The sequence below is a fragment of the Hyphomonas atlantica corrig. genome (genome assembly GCF_000682715.1).
Taxonomy (GTDB): Bacteria; Pseudomonadota; Alphaproteobacteria; order Caulobacterales; family Hyphomonadaceae; genus Hyphomonas; species Hyphomonas atlantica.
The window spans coordinates 58,163-74,314 of record NZ_AWFH01000001.1 but is presented as its reverse complement, the minus strand read 5'-3'; the positions used below and the strand labels follow the sequence as shown (position 1 = coordinate 74,314).

Here is a 16,152-nt window from a genome sequence, read left to right as displayed (position 1 = left end):
AGCCTCTTGCGGCTGGCTGCGCGAAGCCCGCGCCCGTGCTTCGACTTCGCTCAGCATGAGCGCTCAAAAAGTGCAGTAAAGACCGGACTCATCCTGAGCGAAGTCGAAGGATGAAGCGGCAGAGCGCCCCCGTCAGGCCTCGCGAAATGCTCAGTCCTGGAAGACCGGTTTGCGCTTTTGGGCGAAGGCGGCGGCGGCTTCGGCGAAGTCCGGGGATTTGAGCTGTTCCGCAAACGCCTTGCCTTCTTCGGCCATGCGCTGTTTCACGGCGTCGCGATTGGCGCGGATCAGCGCCTTGGAGCGGCGAATGGCTGTCGGCGCCGCGGCGGCGACCTGCTGGGCGCAGGCGGTTGCGGCGGCCATCAGGCCTGCATCCGGCACAAGGCGCGAGACGAGGCCACAGTCCAGCGCTTCCTGCGCGGTCAGGATGCGGCCTGCCAGCAGGATCTCATTGGCCATGGAATTGCCCACAGACAGCGGCAGGAGCAGCGAGGAGCCCGCTTCCGGCACCAGACCCAGCGCCGTGAAGGGCGCGCGGAAATTGGCGCTCTCGGCCGCATAGGCGATGTCACAGTGCAGCAGCATGGTCAGGCCAACGCCGATGGCCGGGCCGTTGACGGCGGCGATGAGCGGTTTTTCTGCGTCGCGGATGGCGTTCAGGAAGCGGGTGACAGGCGGCTCGCCGGAGCTGCGCTCCATGTCGGAGGCGAAATCGCCAAGGTCGTTGCCAGCCGTGAACATGTCGCCTTCGCCGGTGATGATGATGGCGCGAACCGCCTTGTCGTCATTCGCGCCGACAATCGCATCCGCCATCGCGCCATACATGGCCTGGGTCAGGGCGTTCTTGCGCTCGGGCCGGTTGATGGTGAGCGTCAGGATCTGGTTGTCGAGGCTGGTCTGGATATGGTCGGTCATGGGGCGCTCCGCGTCTTGTTGCCCGCAGGGGTGTGCGGGCTGGCGCGCCGGGCGTCAATCTCTGACGGTGCGGGAGGACCTGCTGTTCATGCGGCCCGGAAGCCGGGGGCGCGTTCCTCTGGCCTGAGCGTCAGCACGTCGACGCCCGTGGCCGTTACCGCGACCGTGTGCTCGAACTGAGCCGAGAGGGAGCCGTCCGTGGTCACAACCGTCCAGCCATCCTCTTCGGTCCGTACGGTGCGGCGACCGCGATTGAGCATCGGTTCGATCGTGAAGACCATGCCTTCGCGCAGGGTGAGGCCGGTGCCGGGTTTGCCGAAATGAAGGATTTGCGGATCTTCATGCATCTCCCGGCCAATGCCGTGGCCGCAATATTCCCTCACCACGGAATAGCCAGCGCGTTTGGCGTGGCGCTCAATCGCATAGCCTATGTCCCCCAGTCGTGCGCCGGGGCGGACCGCTCGAATGCCTTTCCACATGGCGCTGTAGGTCGCCTGAACCAGACGCCTGGCCGCGAGCGAGACATCGCCAACAAGGTAGGTTTTGGAGGAATCGGCAATGTAGCCGTTCTTTTCCAGCGTGATGTCGAAGTTCACAATGTCGCCATCGCGTAGAACGTCCGTGGGCGACGGAACACCGTGACAGACAACATTGTTGATGGAGGCGTTCAGGACAAACTCAAACCCATATTGCCCCTTGCTGGCGGGGCGGGCCTGAAGGTCTTCCCGAATGTAGTGTTCGACCAGATCGTTGATCTGGAGGGTGGTTGTTCCAATGAGGTCCAGCGTGTCCAGATACTCGAATACGGCTGCGAGCAGGCGTCCGGATTCCGCCATCAGCGCGAGTTCCTGTGGCGTCTTTGTCATGCGTCGACAGCGGCGCGATCAGGCGTGAGAGAGGGCGCCGAGACGCCAGCGGTCTCCAGTTCGCGCTTCAGGACTTCGCTATAGCTGAGGGTCGGATTCATTTCGCAAAGCATGCCGATCCTGATCCAGTAGGCTGCCTGAGCGTTGATGGAGCGGGCGGACACCTTGCTGGCCCGCCGGACCTGTTCGTGCAGGTCGTCGTCGATGTTCACAATTCCCATGTCCGGCTCCAAATACATTCCATATATGGATCGTATATGAAATGTATATCGGTGCCGCAAGAGGAATTTCAGGTCGTGCCAGTGATGGCGGCTAGTCCGCCTGTGGCTTCTTCGGCCCCTTGCCGTGGCCTTTGGCCGGGCCCTTCTTGAAGGGCTTTTTCTTTGTGGGGCGTTTGTAGGTCTGGTCGCCGCCGGTGGGTTTGCCGCCCTTGCCGGGGGCTTTTGCGCGGATCTGGGGCGCCTTGCGGGCCTTCTTGGCCGGGCGGTCATCCTGGATGTAGTCGGTCAGCGGATCGAAGGGCTTTTCCTTCGCCGCGGCGGGCGGCTTTGGCTTCTTGCGCTCGCGGCGGGGCGGCGGACGGTCGTCCTTTGCGTCGGAGCCTGGCGCATGCGCGGCAGGCGGGCCGTTCAGCGAGAAGGCGCGCAGGCCTTTCTCCAGCGTGCCATCCGGCTTGATCGTGTCGAACAGACGTTTGGCGGCGTCGGGCTTCAGTTCCACATGCGTGTCGGCCGGGTTGATGCGGATCGCGCCGATGTCTTCGCGTGACAGGCCACCCGCCTTGCACAGCATGGGCAGCAGCCAGCGGGCTTCGGCATTCTTGCGACGACCGACGTTCAGGCCGATCCATGTTGCATTCTCGAATCCGGGCTGCGGCTCGCGCGGGCGGCGTTCGCGAGGCTCGCGCGGTTCTCTGGGACCACGATCATCCCGGTCGCGGCGATCATTGCGCTCACGCCGCTCACGCGAGGGCGGGCGGTCATCCACTTCGCGCAGATCTTCCGGGGCGGTGCGCCCGGCGCGCTGGCGGCGGATGAAGGCGGCTGCGATCTGTTCTGCGCCATAGGTGTCTATCAGCGTACGGGCAAGTTCTGCCTCATTGGCGCTGGCATCTTCGGTGAAGATCGGGTCGGCCATCAGGCGGGCATCGTCCAGCGCATTGATTTCATCTGCAGACGGCGGTTTTCCCCAGCTCGCCTCGATCTTTGCGTCGCGCAGAAGGCGCTCCACCCGGCGGCGGGCACGCGGTGCAACCAGAAGCGCACTGACGCCCTTGCGGCCTGCGCGGCCTGTCCGGCCTGACCGGTGGAGCAGGGTGGCGGGATCGCGTGGCAGGTCTGCATGGATGACGAGGCCGAGATTTTCGAGGTCCAGCCCGCGCGCGGCAACATCGGTGGCGATACAGACGCGGGCGCGGCCGTCCCGCAGGGCTTGCAGTGCGTTGAAGCGCTCTTTCTGGCTCAGCTCACCTGACAGGGCGACGACCGGGAAGCCGCGATTGCCCATACGGCTCATCAGCTTGTTCACGGCGGCGCGCGTCGTGCAGAAGACGATGGCGGTCTCGCTGTCGGAATGGCGGACAATGTTGACGATAGCGTTTTCTTCATCCCCCGGCGCAACCAGCAAGGCCCGATAGTCGATGTCGACATGCTGGGATTTCTCTGCCGCCGTGGTGATGCGCTTGGCATCGTTCTGGTAGCGGGAGGCGAGCGCGGCGATGCCTTTCGGCACGGTGGCGGAAAACATCAGCGTGCGGCGGGTTTCAGGTGTGCCGTCGAGAATGTGCTCCAGCTCCTCGCGGAAGCCCATGTCCAGCATCTCGTCGGCCTCGTCCAGCACGACGACGCGCACCTTGGAAGCGTCGAGCGAGCCACGGCGGATATGGTCTGACAGGCGGCCCGGCGTGCCGACAACGATGTGGACTCCGCGGCCCAGCGCCCGGCGTTCGTCGCGCATGTCCATGCCGCCCACGCACGTCGTCAGGCGCGCGCCGGAGGGGGTATAGAGCCAGTCCAACTCGCGGGAGACCTGCTGTGCCAGTTCCCGGGTCGGGGCGACGATGATGGCCAGCGGCGTTTCGGGGCGGTCGAACCGGTCGGCACCGTCCAGCAGGTCGGCGGCCATGGCGAGGCCGAAGGCGACCGTCTTGCCGGAGCCGGTCTGCGCGGAGACGAGCAGGTCCTGGCCAGCGAGGTCTTCTTCAATGACGGCGGATTGGACCTGGGTCAGCGTGTCGTATCCACGCTGCGCAAGGGCCTCGGCAAGCGCCGATGGGATAAGGGAAGTGTCGGTCATGGGGCAGGGACTTTCAGGGGCGCTAAGGGCGCAGCAGCGTGCGCAGCGCGGGAAGATTTTGCCCCCTATGACACGTTTTTGCGTAACGCACCATAAACAGCGCGCAGATGGGGTGTTTGGGGGATTCTGGCGAAACCCCCTCTCCCGCCTCCCCGGACTTGATCCGGGGTCTCCCGAGGCGGCTCCCAATAGCTAGCCGCGGGAGGCTCCGGCATTCGCCGGAGACACGGGAGAAACTCACACTTCCACGTCCAGTCGCTCCAGCCCACGGAAGAAGGGGAGGGCGCGCCAGGTCAGTTCCTGCTCTGGCAGGCGCATGTCAGGATAGCGCGCGAACAGTTTCTCGAACACGCGGCGCGCTTCGATGCGGGCAAGAGGCGCGCCGATGCAGATATGTGGGCCGCCGCCAAAGGCGACATGGCTCGCGCGTTTCTGCGTGATGTCGAACGCTTCGGGCGCGTCAAACACGGTCTCGTCCCGATTGGCGGAGGCCAGTGAGCAGAACACGACCTGATGGGCCTTCATCGGACAGCCGGCGACTGTCTTATCGGCCTCGACGATGCGGGAGGTGGCCGAGACGGGCGCCTCATAGCGCAGCACTTCCTCAACCGCCTGCGCGCCCATCGCCGGATCGGCCTTGAACGCGGCGAGTTGGTCCGGATGGGTCAGGAACAGCCACACGCCATTGCCGATCAGGTCTGTCGTGGTGAGGTTCCCGCCAACAAGGAGCGCGCCGAGATTGATGCGCAGTTCGTCATCTGTCAGCGGAGCGTCGCCGCTTGCCTGCAGCTGTACCATGTCTGTAATCAGATCATCGCCGGGGGTCTTGCGGCGCGCCTCCATCAATTCGGTGAAATAGGCGTCCAGCGCGTGGCTGCCGTGTTCCATCCGTTCTGTCTCTTCCGGGGTGCGCACGGGATTGAGGCTGAGGATGATGTCTTCTGACCATTGGCGGAAATCCGGCAGGCGTTCCTCGTCCACGCCGAGAATGCGGGCGATGACGGTGACGGGGATGGGCACGGCGATGTCTGCCATCAGGTCGAAGCGGCCGGTCGCGGGCGCGGCGTCGATGGTCTCGTCAATAATGGCTTCGATCTGGGGCTTCATCTTCTGGATGCGCGCATAAAAGGCCTTCGCCAGCGGCGGGCGAACGCGGGAATGGTCCGGGTCATCCAGGAAGAGAATGGAGGTGCGGCGCGGGGTTTCGTCGTCCTCGATCAGCTGGCGCGAGATTGAGCCTTCTTCGGAATTCAGCGGATGGCGGACGAAGCTGCGATCATTCACGGTTTCCCGAATGTCGGCATAGCGCGTCAGGAACCAGGTCTTGGCGATCTCGTCACGCATGACGGGACAATTGTGGCGCAGGGCTTCAAGCTTGGGATGCGGATTAGCGCGCGCATCGGGCATGAAAGCGGTCACTTCAATAACGGATTGCGGCACCGGCGGTGCGGTCTGGTCGTCGGCCATGTTTTCCTCCCTGTCCGGTCTTTGCGCCGGATCACTCAAGTGAGCTTAACATGGATCAGCCGCGAAATCGTGGGTGACGCTGGGCGAAGGGAGTTTCTGCTCTAAATGGAGAAAGCCGGTTTTTGCCCCTTGAGTGTCGTAGGGAGAGCCGGGGATAGTGTGGTCAAAACATGACTCGGAGGAAGCCATGACGAGGCTGGTCAGCGACGCCATTCTTGAAGACACCGGCGCAGTAATGCCGGCAAACCCACTTGCCTATCCCATGCTTGAATCGGATTTCGAGCTCTGGAATCCCAACTCCTGGACACAGGGCCACCCCTACGAACTCTATGCCCGGATGCGTAGCGAAGCGCCGGTCATGTGGTCCAAGATGGGGCGGGGCGGCACGGGGTTCTGGTCGGTCTCCCGCTATGAGGACATCAAGGCCGTTGAGCTGCAGCCGCAGGTCTTTTCATCGGAGCGAGGCGGCATCAATCTGGCCGTGCCCCCGCGCCAGCATTGGAAACCGGAAATCCTGGTGCGCGCGGCGATGGACAATCTGATCTCGATGGATGAGCCGCGCCACATGCAGATGCGCATCCAGCAGAAGGATTTCTTCATTCCGGCCTATGTGAAGCAATTGCGCGAGAAGGTCAGCGTGAAGGTGGACTCGCTGCTGGATGATCTGGAGGCGAACGGACCAGAGGTCGATTTCGTCAAACTGTTTTCCAACCAGCTGCCGCTGTTCACCCTGTGCGAGATGCTGGGCGTGGACGAAGAAGACCGCCAGAAGATCGTCCACTGGATGCATTACCTGGAAATGGCCAGCCAGTTCATGACCAATCCGCTGCGCACCTTCCTGGGCGAGCCATTGTTCCCGCTGCGCTTCAAGAAAGTGGTTGAGGACATGTTTGCCTATGGCGCGCAGGTGATGGCAGACCGCCGCGCCAATCCGCGGGAAGACCTGTTGACCGTGATCGCCCATTCCAAGCTGGACGATGAAGACCTGCCACAGGAATTTCTCGACGGCTCCTGGTTGCTGATCATCTTTGCGGGCAATGACACGACGCGCAATTCCCTGTCGGGCACGATCAAGCTGATGACAGAATGGCCGGAGCAGCGCGCCATGGTGCTGGAGGATCCGTCGTTGATCCCGCGCATGTCTGACGAGGCGTTGCGCCTGATCTCGCCGGTGAAGCACATGCGCCGCACCGCGCTGGAAGACATTGAGCTGAACGGCCAGATGATCGCCAAGGATGAGAAGGTCGTCATGTGGTACGGTGCCGGCAATCGGGATGCGGACATTTTCCCGGACCCGGACCGGTTCGACATGATGCGCGACAATGTCGACAAGCATATCGCCTTCGGCCACGGCATCCACAAATGCCTCGGTTCCCGCGTGGCACAGATGCAGCTGCGCGTGGCCTATGAGCAGATTTTCCAGCGCTTCCCGGACATCGAGTTTACCGGAGAGATCAAGTACGGCCCGAACGCGCTGGTCCATGCGATCTCGAAGCTGAAGGTCAATCTCTACGGCAAGGGCAAGTCCCGCCCGACCAAGGTGCAGGTCAAGTCGATGGCGACGGCCTAGGCCGCAATTTGCGCCTTGAAGGCTTTGTGTTCGGGTTCGATGAGGCCGAGTTTCCAGTAGGAGCTGACATAGGTCAGGTCTTTGCGTGTCGGGCGTTCCTTGCGGAAATAGGTGCGGAATAGTCTCGCCACGGAGAATTCGCCAGCGACGAAAACGCTGGGCGCGCCGTCGCGCCAGGTGATGGACTGGATCGCATCGATCAGCTCGTCACTCGGCGCGTGGGAGTCCGCCTTGATGATCCAGTGGATGGTGATGCCGGCTGGCGCGCGCACGGGCTGGCGGTCTTCCTCGCTGAGGATTTCGAAGAAGGCATCGCCGACCGCATGTTCTGGCAGGCCTTCGAGTTCGATGGCGGCGGCCGGGATGGCGGCCATGTCCGCCGCGAACAGATGCCAGTCTGCCTCTTCGACCGAGAATTTCAGCGTGCCGGGGCGCGAGATGAGGATGCGGTTGCCAGGCCTTGCCTGTTTCGCCCACGGCCCGGCAATGCCTTCATCGCCATGTACGACAAAATCGATGTCGAATTCCTGCTCCGCCGGGCGGACATGGCGCAGCGTATAGGTGCGCATCTGTGTCTTGTAGGTGTTCGGATCGAAGGCGGGCGGGCCAGCTTCGCCGGGGGCAGGGGCCAGCACTTTCAGGTATTGGCCGGGCGCGCCGAGCGTGAAGTCTGCCGCAAATTCTGACCGGAAGGTCAGGCGATACATGTGCGGCGTCAGCTGAGCGGTGCGCAGGACGATGGCTTCGGCAAAATTGGATGAGGACATGAACGGGCATACCTGTGTTGAGAATAATTCTCAATCACACATATGGCCTGTGCGGGCGGGATCAAGCATGTGAGCGCAATTTGGCCTGAAAAAACGCGTCTACGGCTCAGCCGAGGGCGCGCGGAATGCAGCTGGCAGTGGCCTGCGCCAGCAATGTGCCGTCTTGGCGGCGCAGGAAACCTTGCGTGAAAATGCCGGCGCGGCCCCGGCGGACACATTCGCCGCGACCGATCAGGCGCTCACCGACCGGAACGGGGCGGATATAGCTTGTTGTCATTTGCAGGGTGGGGGCCATCGCCGGGCCATCCTGCACGATGGAGCCCGCGACGCTCATCACTTCATCCAGCATGGCCGCAACGAATCCGCCCTGACCATCGCCAGCCGGATTGCCCGCTTCGGGCGGCAAGGTAAAGGCCGCTTCGACCCAGCCTTCGGTCTCGTCAAAGGCGATCAGTTCGAAATTCAGGAAGCGGGCGGCGGCGGGAATATCGTCCCGCGTCAGCAAGTCCTGCCAGAAGGCGCGCTTGTCAAAGCTCATCAGCCGAGGCGTTTGAACAACATGGGGATGGCGGTGGCGGTCGCCTTGGCGACGAGCTTGCCATCTGCATCGAAACATTCGGCTTCCATGAAGGCGGCGGACTTGCCCATGCGCAGGATGCGGGCCTCAACGCTGGCCTTGCCTGGCATCAGGCGGCGCAGATAGCTGGTCTTCATCTCAAGCGTTGGCGCCGTCATGGTAATGTTGGAGGCGATGATCACGCAGGTGCTCATCGCTTCGTCCATCATGGCGGAAATGAAACCGCCCTGAACCGCGCCGGTCGGGTTGGCGAAGCTGGGAGAGACGTCAAAATCCATGCGGATGCGCTGGGCATCCTGCTCGACTTCGACAAGGCGCATGCCCAATGTGTCAGAGCAGGGCGGGCGCTTCTTGGAGTTCTGGAAACGCGCCAGCATGTCGGCGTCGGAGACGCGGGGTTTTTCGTCGTCGGACATGGTCGCGGTCCGGCCCTATTTGCGGCGGAAGGCGTCGAGATTGACGACGGTTCCGGCCTCTGCCTCGGCGCTGTCGGCGTCCTCAGGGGCGCTGGGCGCGCTGGTCGCTTCGCCCGCGGGAGAAATGACGGCGGCGTCCTTGTCCGGGGATTCGAATGTCAGGCCGAAATTGACCGAAGGGTCCACGAACCGTGTGATGGCGGCATAGGGCACGTGCAGGTGCTGGGGCACGCCGGAGAATTTCAGGATGATCTCGAAATGACCGTCATGCACTTCCAGATCCCAGTATTGGTGCTGGATCACGATGGTCATTTCTTCGGGGAAGCGCTCGATCAGATAGTCGGCAATCTTCACGCCGGGGGCGCGGGTTTGGAAAGTCAGGTAGAAGTGATGGTCGCCCGGCAGGCCGTTGCCCTCAACGCCAGTGCGCAGGGCTTCGCGTACAACGCCCCGCATAGCCGCCTGAGTAAGTGCCTCATAGCCGATATAGTCCGTCATAAGCCTGTGTATTCCCCAGATGTCGTATGTCGTCGTAGCGATGCTTACAGTAGGGGCGTGGACGCAGGCTCGCAACGGCGTTCGCACAACGGGCGAGCAAAAAAGTCAGGTTCGCTTGCGGGAAGCTGTGACTAACTCATTGTGGCAGAAGCCATCTTTGCGAGCCTTTGCCCTGAATGAAACACTAGTAATTTGCTGGTGGGTCGCTGGCCGGGAAGGACTCGTCGAGTTCCTCATCGACCTCGTTCCACTCTTCCGGGGGATGCTCCATATTCTCTGCACCCGCAGGGCGAACTTTCTTGTGGTGAGTCGGTTCGTCTTCGGTTTCGGTCTCTGGTTTGCGGTTCTTCGGATCAGCTTGCTGTGTCATGTGCATACTCCTTCGTGCCAATCCAACGCATCGCGCCGCCTTTGGTTGCGTCTGGGTGCAATCTCTCTAGGCTGTCCGAAACAGGCCGGAACACCGGCAATCGGGAGGACAGTTTACATGATCACCATGCCGGAAAAGGGGCGCGACTGGAGTGACGTGCGCGAGGAGATGATTGCGCGCGGTGGCGGGGATGCGCAATGGCGCGACGGACGCACCACGGTCTACGTATTCAATGCAGGGCCGGAAATCTCTAACATCCAGCATGACGCCTATGGGCTCTACATGGCGGAAAATGGTCTCGGTCCGCTCGCTTTCCCGAGCCTGGCACAGATGGAGAAGGAAGTGATCGGCATGGGCCTGTCCCTGCTGCATGGGCCGGAGGGCTCGACCGGGGCGATGACGTCCGGTGGCACCGATTCGATCACGATGGCGATGAAGACCGCGCGCGATTATGCGCGCAGCCGGGGCAAGCCGCGCGAGGGGCAAAATGTGGTGCTGCCGCAATCGGCGCATCTTGCCTTCGACAAGGCTGCGCATCTGATGGACATCGAGATTCGCCGCGTGCCTCTGAAAACTGATGGCAGCTATGAGGCGGACCCGGTGGCGATGGGGGAGGCTGTGGACGCCGCGACGATAATGATGGTCGGCTCGGCGCCGAACTTCCCGCATGGCATCATTGATCCGATCGCGGCGCTGGGTCAGGTGGCGGAGCAGAAGGATGTCTGGCTGCATGTCGATGCCTGCGTCGGCGGCTATTTCGCGCCCTTTGCGCGGATGAATGGCGTGCCCGTGCCTGAATTCGATTTCGAGGTTCCGTCCGTCAAATCCATGAGCGCGGATCTGCATAAATACGGCTATTGCGCGAAGGGGGCGTCGACAGTCCTGTTCCGGTCAGAGGAGCTGTATGCCCACATGCCGTTTGACATGGCCGGATGGAGCGGCGCGCCGATGAAGACGCCGACGCTGGCAGGCACGCGGCCGGGCGGAGCGATCTCTGCGGCCTGGGGCGTGATGAACACTCTGGGCATTGAAGGCTACAAGCGGCTTCAGGGGCAGGTCTGCGCGACGCGGGAGCGTATCGAGGAGGGCGTCAAGCGGCTCGGCTTTGATGTGGTCGGCAATCCGATGCTGGGCCTGATGGCCTTCTCGCATCCGGATGTCCATGCCTTCGCGATCTATGGCGAGATCTTCCGGCGGGGCTGGTTCACCTCCGTCACGAAGGAGCCGCCAAGCCTGCACCTGATGCTGAGCCCGAAACATGCCGACGTGGCGGACGCCTATCTCGCCGACCTCGATGCCAGCGTGAAGGCGGTGCAGGCCGGCACGGCAGGTGAAAAGGTCGAGGCGCGCTATAGCTGACATAATGTATGAATGGGGAGGACGCAGACATGGAAACGAAGGGACGAACAGCCGTCATAACAGGTGGTGCAAGCGGCATTGGTGCGGCGCTGGCTGACGCAATGGTGGCCGATGGCGGCCGCGTCGTGATTGTGGACATCAACAAGGACGCCGCCGAGGCGCAGGCAGCAAAGCTGGGCGATGCGGCGCACGCCATCGCGTGCAATGTCGCCGATGTGGCGGGTGTCGAGGCGATGGCGGAGGAGGCCTGGAACTGGCTGGGCGGGGTCGATCTTGTCTTTGCCAATGCCGGGATCAGTGTTGCCCGCCCATTGCTCAAGGCCAGTGAGGCGGAATTCGATGTCACGATGGGCGTCAATCTGAAAGGCGTCTGGGCTACGGCCAAGGCCTTCGCTGTACGGATGATCGAGGCGGGCCATTCCGGGCATATCTGCCTGACCGCATCTGAACACGCCCTCGGCCTGCAACATCCGGGAAATGGTTTCTACACGGCATCAAAACATGGCGTCCTGGCGCTGGGCGATGTGTTCCGGGCTGAATTACCGGACAGTATCGGCATGAGCGTGTTGTGCCCCGGCCTGACCGCGACAGGCATGCCGGATACGAGCCCCGCAGCAACGGGTATGTCGGCGGATGAGCACCGCAGCGCGATCGCCCGTGCGGTCATGGCGCAAGGCAAGCCGGCGGAGGAGGTGGCCCGCCACACGCTGGACGAGATCGCGCGTGACACATTCCTGATCGTGCCGGAACCGTCGGCCTGGCTGGCGGCGGAGAAACGGGCCGACGAAGTGCAGAAGGAGTTTGCACGTCAGGCGCCGATGGGGCCGGGCGCCATGCAGTATCATGTCGGCGCTGTGGTGGAGCGTATCCGAAAGTCTGGCCAGGGCCTGCTGTGACGCGGTTGTGATCAACCACGCCCGGCTTTTCCCTTGACCGCCCAGGGCGGCTGGGTTTCTCTTTCGGTGGCGCTAACACAAGATGCAGCGACCCTCAGGGAGACCCTCATGACCGGATTCATTCATTCGCGCAGGCAATTCATTGCCCTAAGTTCCGCCACCCTTGCGGCGGCGCCGTGGATCGCGGGATGTGCCAGTGCAGAAGGCAGCGGCGCGATCCCGGCCAAGGCGATCGGCATGCCGTGGCCCAACTGGGGCGAGTTGCCCGACAGCCCGCCGCCTGCACCGACAGAGGGCAGCGTCGGGTTCGCCGTGATGGGACTGGGCGGTTACGGCATCGGCAAGGTCTTGCCCGCGCTGGCCGCGGCCGACCGGTGTCATGTGGCGGCGGTGGTGTCCGGCAATCCTGAGAAAGCGAAAAAGGTGGCCGCGGCCTATGGCCTGTCGGAGGATGCTATTTATTCGTATGAAGACTTTGACCGCATCGCCGAGGATGATCGCGTTGAGGCGGTGTATAATGTGCTGCCGACGGGCCTGCATCTGGAATGGACGGAGAAGAGCTTTGCGGCAGGAAAGCACGTGCTTTGCGAAAAGCCGATGGCGATGTCGGTGGCCGAATGCGAGCAGATGATTGCTGCCTCTGAGGCTACCAATCGGAAACTGATGATTGCCTATCGCTGCCATTTCGAGCCGTTCAATTTGCGCGCCATGGAGCTGATGCGGGAAGGGGCAGTCGGCAAGATCAAACATATCGAGACGGCGCAGAATTACCGTATGGGACCGACCAGCGTGTCTGAAAACTGGCGGGTGGTTCGCGCGCTGGCCGGAGGTGGGCCGCTGGAGGATTACGGGATTTATGGTCTTCAATCTGCGCTCTACCTGTCTGGGGAAATGCCGGTGGCTGTAAAGGCCGTGACCGAGCAGCCCGCAAACGATCCGCGCTTCGAGCAGATCTTCTCCACTGTCACGACAGATCTGCGCTTCCCGTCCGGGGCGACGGCGCGCCTGTTCACCTCCTATGACACCGCGCCCGGCAACAATATGGCGCGGGTGGACGGCGAGGCCGGCACGCTGCTCATGCAACCGGCGACGGGCTATGGCGGCCACAAGATGAGCCTGACCCGCGATGGCGTGACCGAAGACCTCAATCCTGGCGACCCGAACGTACAATTCGCGCTTCAGTGCGATCATCTGGCGGACGCCATTCGCGACGGAACCGAAATCATCACGCCGGGCGAGATGGGCCTGCGGGACATGGCGCTGATCGAGGCGATCTATCGCTCCGCCGCTGAAGGGCGCGAGATCACGCTCTAGCGCGGAAATTCATCGCCCCTGCGCAAGGGAAAGCTGGACGCGGTCGCCCCGCGACCTACAGTCCTTCCTGTTTCCAATATTGGGCTGAGGGGCCAATCCATGATCACGCTGCATCATCTCGAAAAGTCGCAATCCATCCGCATCCTCTGGCTGCTGGAGGAATTGGGGGTGCCCTATGAGGTGAAGCTGTATGACCGCGATCCGAACACGCGGCTGGCCCCGGCGGAATACAAGGCCGTGTCACCGCTCGGCACTGCGCCCTGCATCAGCGATGGTGACGTCACGCTGGCCGAGACGAATGCCATTGTCGACTATATCCTGGACAAACATGATGATGGCCGCCTGCGCCCCGCGCCGGAGACGGATAATCGTGCAGATTACCTGTTCTGGTTCCATGCCTCGCAGGGCAGTTTCCAGCCCTTGCTGACCAACAAATTCGTCATGATGGCGATGACCAGCCGCGCGCCATTTTTCCTGAAGCCTGCGGCGAAGATGTTGGTGGGCGGCCTGGACAAGGCCTTCTTCGGCCCGCGCCTGAGCGCGTTCATGGCAGAGGCGGAAAAGGCGCTGGGCAAGCATAAATGGTTCGCTGGCGAAGAGTTGACGGCAGCAGATATCGTGATGGGGTATTCGATGGAGCTGGCCGCGCACCGGGCTGGCATGGACGCCGGAAACTATCCGAATGCGCACCGCTTCCTGCAGCAGATGCGGGCCTATCCCTCCTATCAGCGCGCACTGGAAAAGGACGGTAAGGGCACGATCCTGCTCTAGCGTCTAATCTGGGCGGCGCATGGCATTTGCGATGTTCGGCAGGTCCTCTGCCGTCTGATAGTATTGCGGTTCTGCGCGGGCATTGCTGGCCTGTTCATAGGCGTAGCCAAGGGAGAGGATGGTGGCGTCCTGATCCTTTCCGCCCATGAACGAGATTCCGACCGGCAGGCCGCGAGCAGTTCCCATCGGCACAGTCAGGTGCGGATAGCCGGCGATTGCCGCCATGAACCCTGCGCCGGGCCAGTCCGGCCAGACATCGCCATTGACCGGATCAACGCGCGGGGCGAGGGGGCCGGTCGGTGCCACCAGTGCAATCACGTCATGTTCCGCCAGAAGACGGTCTATGCCTTCCTCACGTGTTGCCGACTGCACAAGGGCGACGGCGTCGCGATATCGGTCTGACTCGAGCCCCTCCATCGCGTTCGATTGTTCGAAAATATCCTGGTTGAACAGGGCCAATTCGGCTTCGGCATTTTGCTGGTTGAAGGCGATGAGGTCTGCAAGAGAGCGGGTCGTGACCGCGTCTGGCGTGGTGGCCAGATAGGCATTCAGCGTGGCCTTGAACTCATATTTCAGCACATCGAACGCGTTGCCCCAAAAGCCGCTCGGCATGTCTACATCTTCTATATCAACAAGGATGGCGCCCGCCGCTTCCATATCGACCAGTGCCGCGTGGAAGCGCTCCCGGATCAGGGCGTTGCTGCCCTCTGCCCCGCGCAACACGCCGATGCGCGCGCCCTGAAGAGAGGCGTCGTCCAAAGCGCTGGCATAGTCCGTTCTCGTATCTCCGGTTGCCATCGCGGATAGCATCATCGCTGCGCCCCTGACCGATTTGGTCATTGGGCCTGCCGTGTCCTGTGAGGAGGAGATCGGGATAATATAGTCTTGCGAGACAAGGCCGACGGTTGGTTTAAAGCCCACCACGCCATTGACCGTAGAGGGGCAGGAAATCGACCCATTGGTTTCTGTTCCGACGGTTCCCGCGGCGAGTGAGGCAGCCGCCGCTGCGCCAGAGCCGGAACTGGAGCCGCAGGGATTGCGGTCCAGCATGTGCGGATTACGGACTTGCCCACCAAGGGCGGACCAGCCGCTCATCGAGCTGTTGGAGCGGAAGTTCGCCCACTGGCTGAGATTGGTCTTGCCAAGGATGATGGCGCCCTCCGCGCGCAGGCCCGCGATCAGGGGCGAGTCGCGGCCGGTGATATTGTCCTTCAGGGCGAGCGCGCCGGCCGTGGTGGGCATGGCGTCGGCCGTCTCGATATTGTCCTTGATCAGGATAGGCAGGCCATGCAGCGCGCCGAGCGGTTCACCCGCTGCGCGCTTTGCGTCCAGCGCGCGGGCCGCGTCCAGCGCATCCGGATTCAGGGTGAGGACCGCCTGCAGCGTGGGGCCGCTCCGGTCGACCTGTTCGATCCGGTCGAGATAGGCTTGGGTCAGTTCCTCAGCCGAGATTTCGCCTGCCTTCAGGGCCTCGGCCAGTTCCGGCAGGGATTTGGCGGTCCAGCCTTCGGCGGCATAGCTGATCGCTGGTTTGCTGTCCGGCATGGGCGCATCCTCCACGGTTTGGGAACAGGCCGACAAGACCAGCGCCGACATCGCAGCAGTGAATACGTGTTTCATGGTGGCCAACTCCCCTGAAGCTCCATCAGAAACGCTATCGCCAATCGTGTGGACTGGCCAGACACATGCCATTCGGGAAGGGGAGAAAGTGGAGGCTTCTGTTGCCAGGCGCCTCCGGGCCCCGCCTTAGGGTCTGAAGCCTAAGGAGTTAAGTCGGTAATCCGAGCACAGCTTACGCTGCGAGCAGTTCACCTTCAGCAAAGTTGTCATTTGCAACTATGTTGATTTGGGCTTCTGAGGGGGCCCAATCCGGCGAAGGCATCGTCTTTACACGTCCGTCGATCCTGTTTCGGCCCCGTCAGAAACAGGCTGGTGAATGCCTGAGCCTGCTTGTGGTGGAGCCGCCGGGTACCGCCCCCGGGTCCGAACCGCTTATTACACGCGCGTTTATCGCCATAGTCCGAAGACAGGACCAATATAGGGATGATTTGCGGGCGTTGGAAGGGGGGAG

16 protein-coding genes and 1 other RNA gene are annotated in these 16,152 nt (G+C 62.5%); 5 read left to right on the top strand and 12 right to left on the bottom strand.

Annotated elements, in window-relative coordinates; translation table 11 throughout:
• Positions 1-150: 150 nt before the first annotated feature.
• From HY36_RS00375 to HY36_RS00355, 5 genes are all read right to left on the bottom strand, one after another.
• Complete coding sequence (locus HY36_RS00375) at positions 151-915, bottom strand: enoyl-CoA hydratase (RefSeq protein WP_035546757.1); 765 nt, start codon at positions 913-915, stop codon at positions 151-153.
• An 86-nt stretch (positions 916-1,001) separates the two neighbouring features.
• Positions 1,002-1,781, bottom strand: coding sequence for a type I methionyl aminopeptidase (gene map / locus HY36_RS00370; protein WP_035546753.1), 780 nt, complete (start codon positions 1,779-1,781; stop codon positions 1,002-1,004).
• Complete coding sequence (locus HY36_RS00365) at positions 1,778-2,002, bottom strand: ParD-like family protein (protein WP_035546752.1); 225 nt, start codon at positions 2,000-2,002, stop codon at positions 1,778-1,780. Before HY36_RS00365 ends, map begins: the two co-directional genes overlap by 4 nt.
• Before the next feature lie 91 nt (positions 2,003-2,093).
• Positions 2,094-4,076, bottom strand: a complete 1,983-nt coding sequence (locus HY36_RS00360; RefSeq protein WP_035546750.1) for a DEAD/DEAH box helicase — start codon at positions 4,074-4,076, stop codon at positions 2,094-2,096.
• A 237-nt stretch (positions 4,077-4,313) separates the two neighbouring features.
• Positions 4,314-5,543, bottom strand: a complete 1,230-nt coding sequence (locus tag HY36_RS00355) for a cytochrome P450 (RefSeq protein WP_035546749.1) — start codon at positions 5,541-5,543, stop codon at positions 4,314-4,316.
• A 187-nt stretch (positions 5,544-5,730) separates the two neighbouring features.
• Between HY36_RS00355 and HY36_RS00350 the strand changes: the two genes are divergently transcribed.
• Complete coding sequence (locus tag HY36_RS00350) at positions 5,731-7,113, top strand: cytochrome P450 (RefSeq protein ID WP_035546745.1); 1,383 nt, start codon at positions 5,731-5,733, stop codon at positions 7,111-7,113.
• Here HY36_RS00350 and HY36_RS00345 read toward each other — a convergent pair.
• From HY36_RS00345 to HY36_RS00325, 5 genes are all read right to left on the bottom strand, one after another.
• A complete protein-coding gene (locus HY36_RS00345; protein WP_035546742.1) occupies positions 7,110-7,880 on the bottom strand; it encodes a siderophore-interacting protein in 771 nt (256 codons plus the stop codon). The two genes, HY36_RS00350 and HY36_RS00345, sit on opposite strands and share 4 nt — an antisense overlap.
• Before the next feature lie 106 nt (positions 7,881-7,986).
• Entirely contained in the window at positions 7,987-8,418 is a 432-nt protein-coding gene (locus HY36_RS00340; protein ID WP_035546739.1) for a PaaI family thioesterase, read from the bottom strand.
• Complete coding sequence (locus HY36_RS00335) at positions 8,418-8,873, bottom strand: PaaI family thioesterase (protein WP_035546735.1); 456 nt, start codon at positions 8,871-8,873, stop codon at positions 8,418-8,420. Before HY36_RS00335 ends, HY36_RS00340 begins: the two co-directional genes overlap by 1 nt.
• Before the next feature lie 15 nt (positions 8,874-8,888).
• Positions 8,889-9,371 carry an SspB family protein gene (locus tag HY36_RS00330; RefSeq protein ID WP_035546733.1) on the bottom strand — a complete coding sequence of 161 codons (483 nt, stop codon included), beginning with the start codon at positions 9,369-9,371 and terminating at the stop codon, positions 8,889-8,891.
• Positions 9,372-9,555: 184 nt separating this feature from the next.
• Positions 9,556-9,741 carry a hypothetical protein gene (locus HY36_RS00325; RefSeq protein ID WP_035546724.1) on the bottom strand — a complete coding sequence of 62 codons (186 nt, stop codon included), beginning with the start codon at positions 9,739-9,741 and terminating at the stop codon, positions 9,556-9,558.
• Positions 9,742-9,858: 117 nt separating this feature from the next.
• Between HY36_RS00325 and HY36_RS00320 the strand changes: the two genes are divergently transcribed.
• The 4 genes from HY36_RS00320 to HY36_RS00305 all read left to right on the top strand — a co-directional run bounded on the left by HY36_RS00320 (position 9,859) and on the right by HY36_RS00305 (position 14,081).
• Positions 9,859-11,100: a pyridoxal phosphate-dependent decarboxylase family protein gene (locus HY36_RS00320; protein ID WP_035546722.1), complete on the top strand. Its 1,242-nt coding sequence runs from the start codon at positions 9,859-9,861 to the stop codon at positions 11,098-11,100.
• Between the two features lie 29 nt (positions 11,101-11,129).
• The gene (locus tag HY36_RS00315; RefSeq protein WP_162175918.1) at positions 11,130-11,996 is read left to right on the top strand and encodes an SDR family NAD(P)-dependent oxidoreductase; all 867 of its coding nucleotides are present in this window, start codon (positions 11,130-11,132) and stop codon (positions 11,994-11,996) included.
• A 108-nt stretch (positions 11,997-12,104) separates the two neighbouring features.
• A complete protein-coding gene (locus HY36_RS00310) occupies positions 12,105-13,310 on the top strand; it encodes a Gfo/Idh/MocA family protein (RefSeq protein ID WP_035546717.1) in 1,206 nt (401 codons plus the stop codon).
• A 99-nt stretch (positions 13,311-13,409) separates the two neighbouring features.
• The gene (locus HY36_RS00305) at positions 13,410-14,081 is read left to right on the top strand and encodes a glutathione S-transferase family protein (RefSeq protein ID WP_035546714.1); all 672 of its coding nucleotides are present in this window, start codon (positions 13,410-13,412) and stop codon (positions 14,079-14,081) included.
• 3 nt (positions 14,082-14,084) lie between these two features.
• Here HY36_RS00305 and HY36_RS00300 read toward each other — a convergent pair whose 3' ends face one another.
• Both HY36_RS00300 and ssrA read right to left on the bottom strand, forming a co-directional pair.
• Complete coding sequence (locus HY36_RS00300; protein WP_035546711.1) at positions 14,085-15,701, bottom strand: amidase; 1,617 nt, start codon at positions 15,699-15,701, stop codon at positions 14,085-14,087.
• 87 nt (positions 15,702-15,788) lie between these two features.
• Positions 15,789-16,148, bottom strand: a transfer-messenger RNA (tmRNA) gene (gene ssrA, locus HY36_RS18035).
• Between the last annotated feature and the right edge of the window lie 4 nt (positions 16,149-16,152).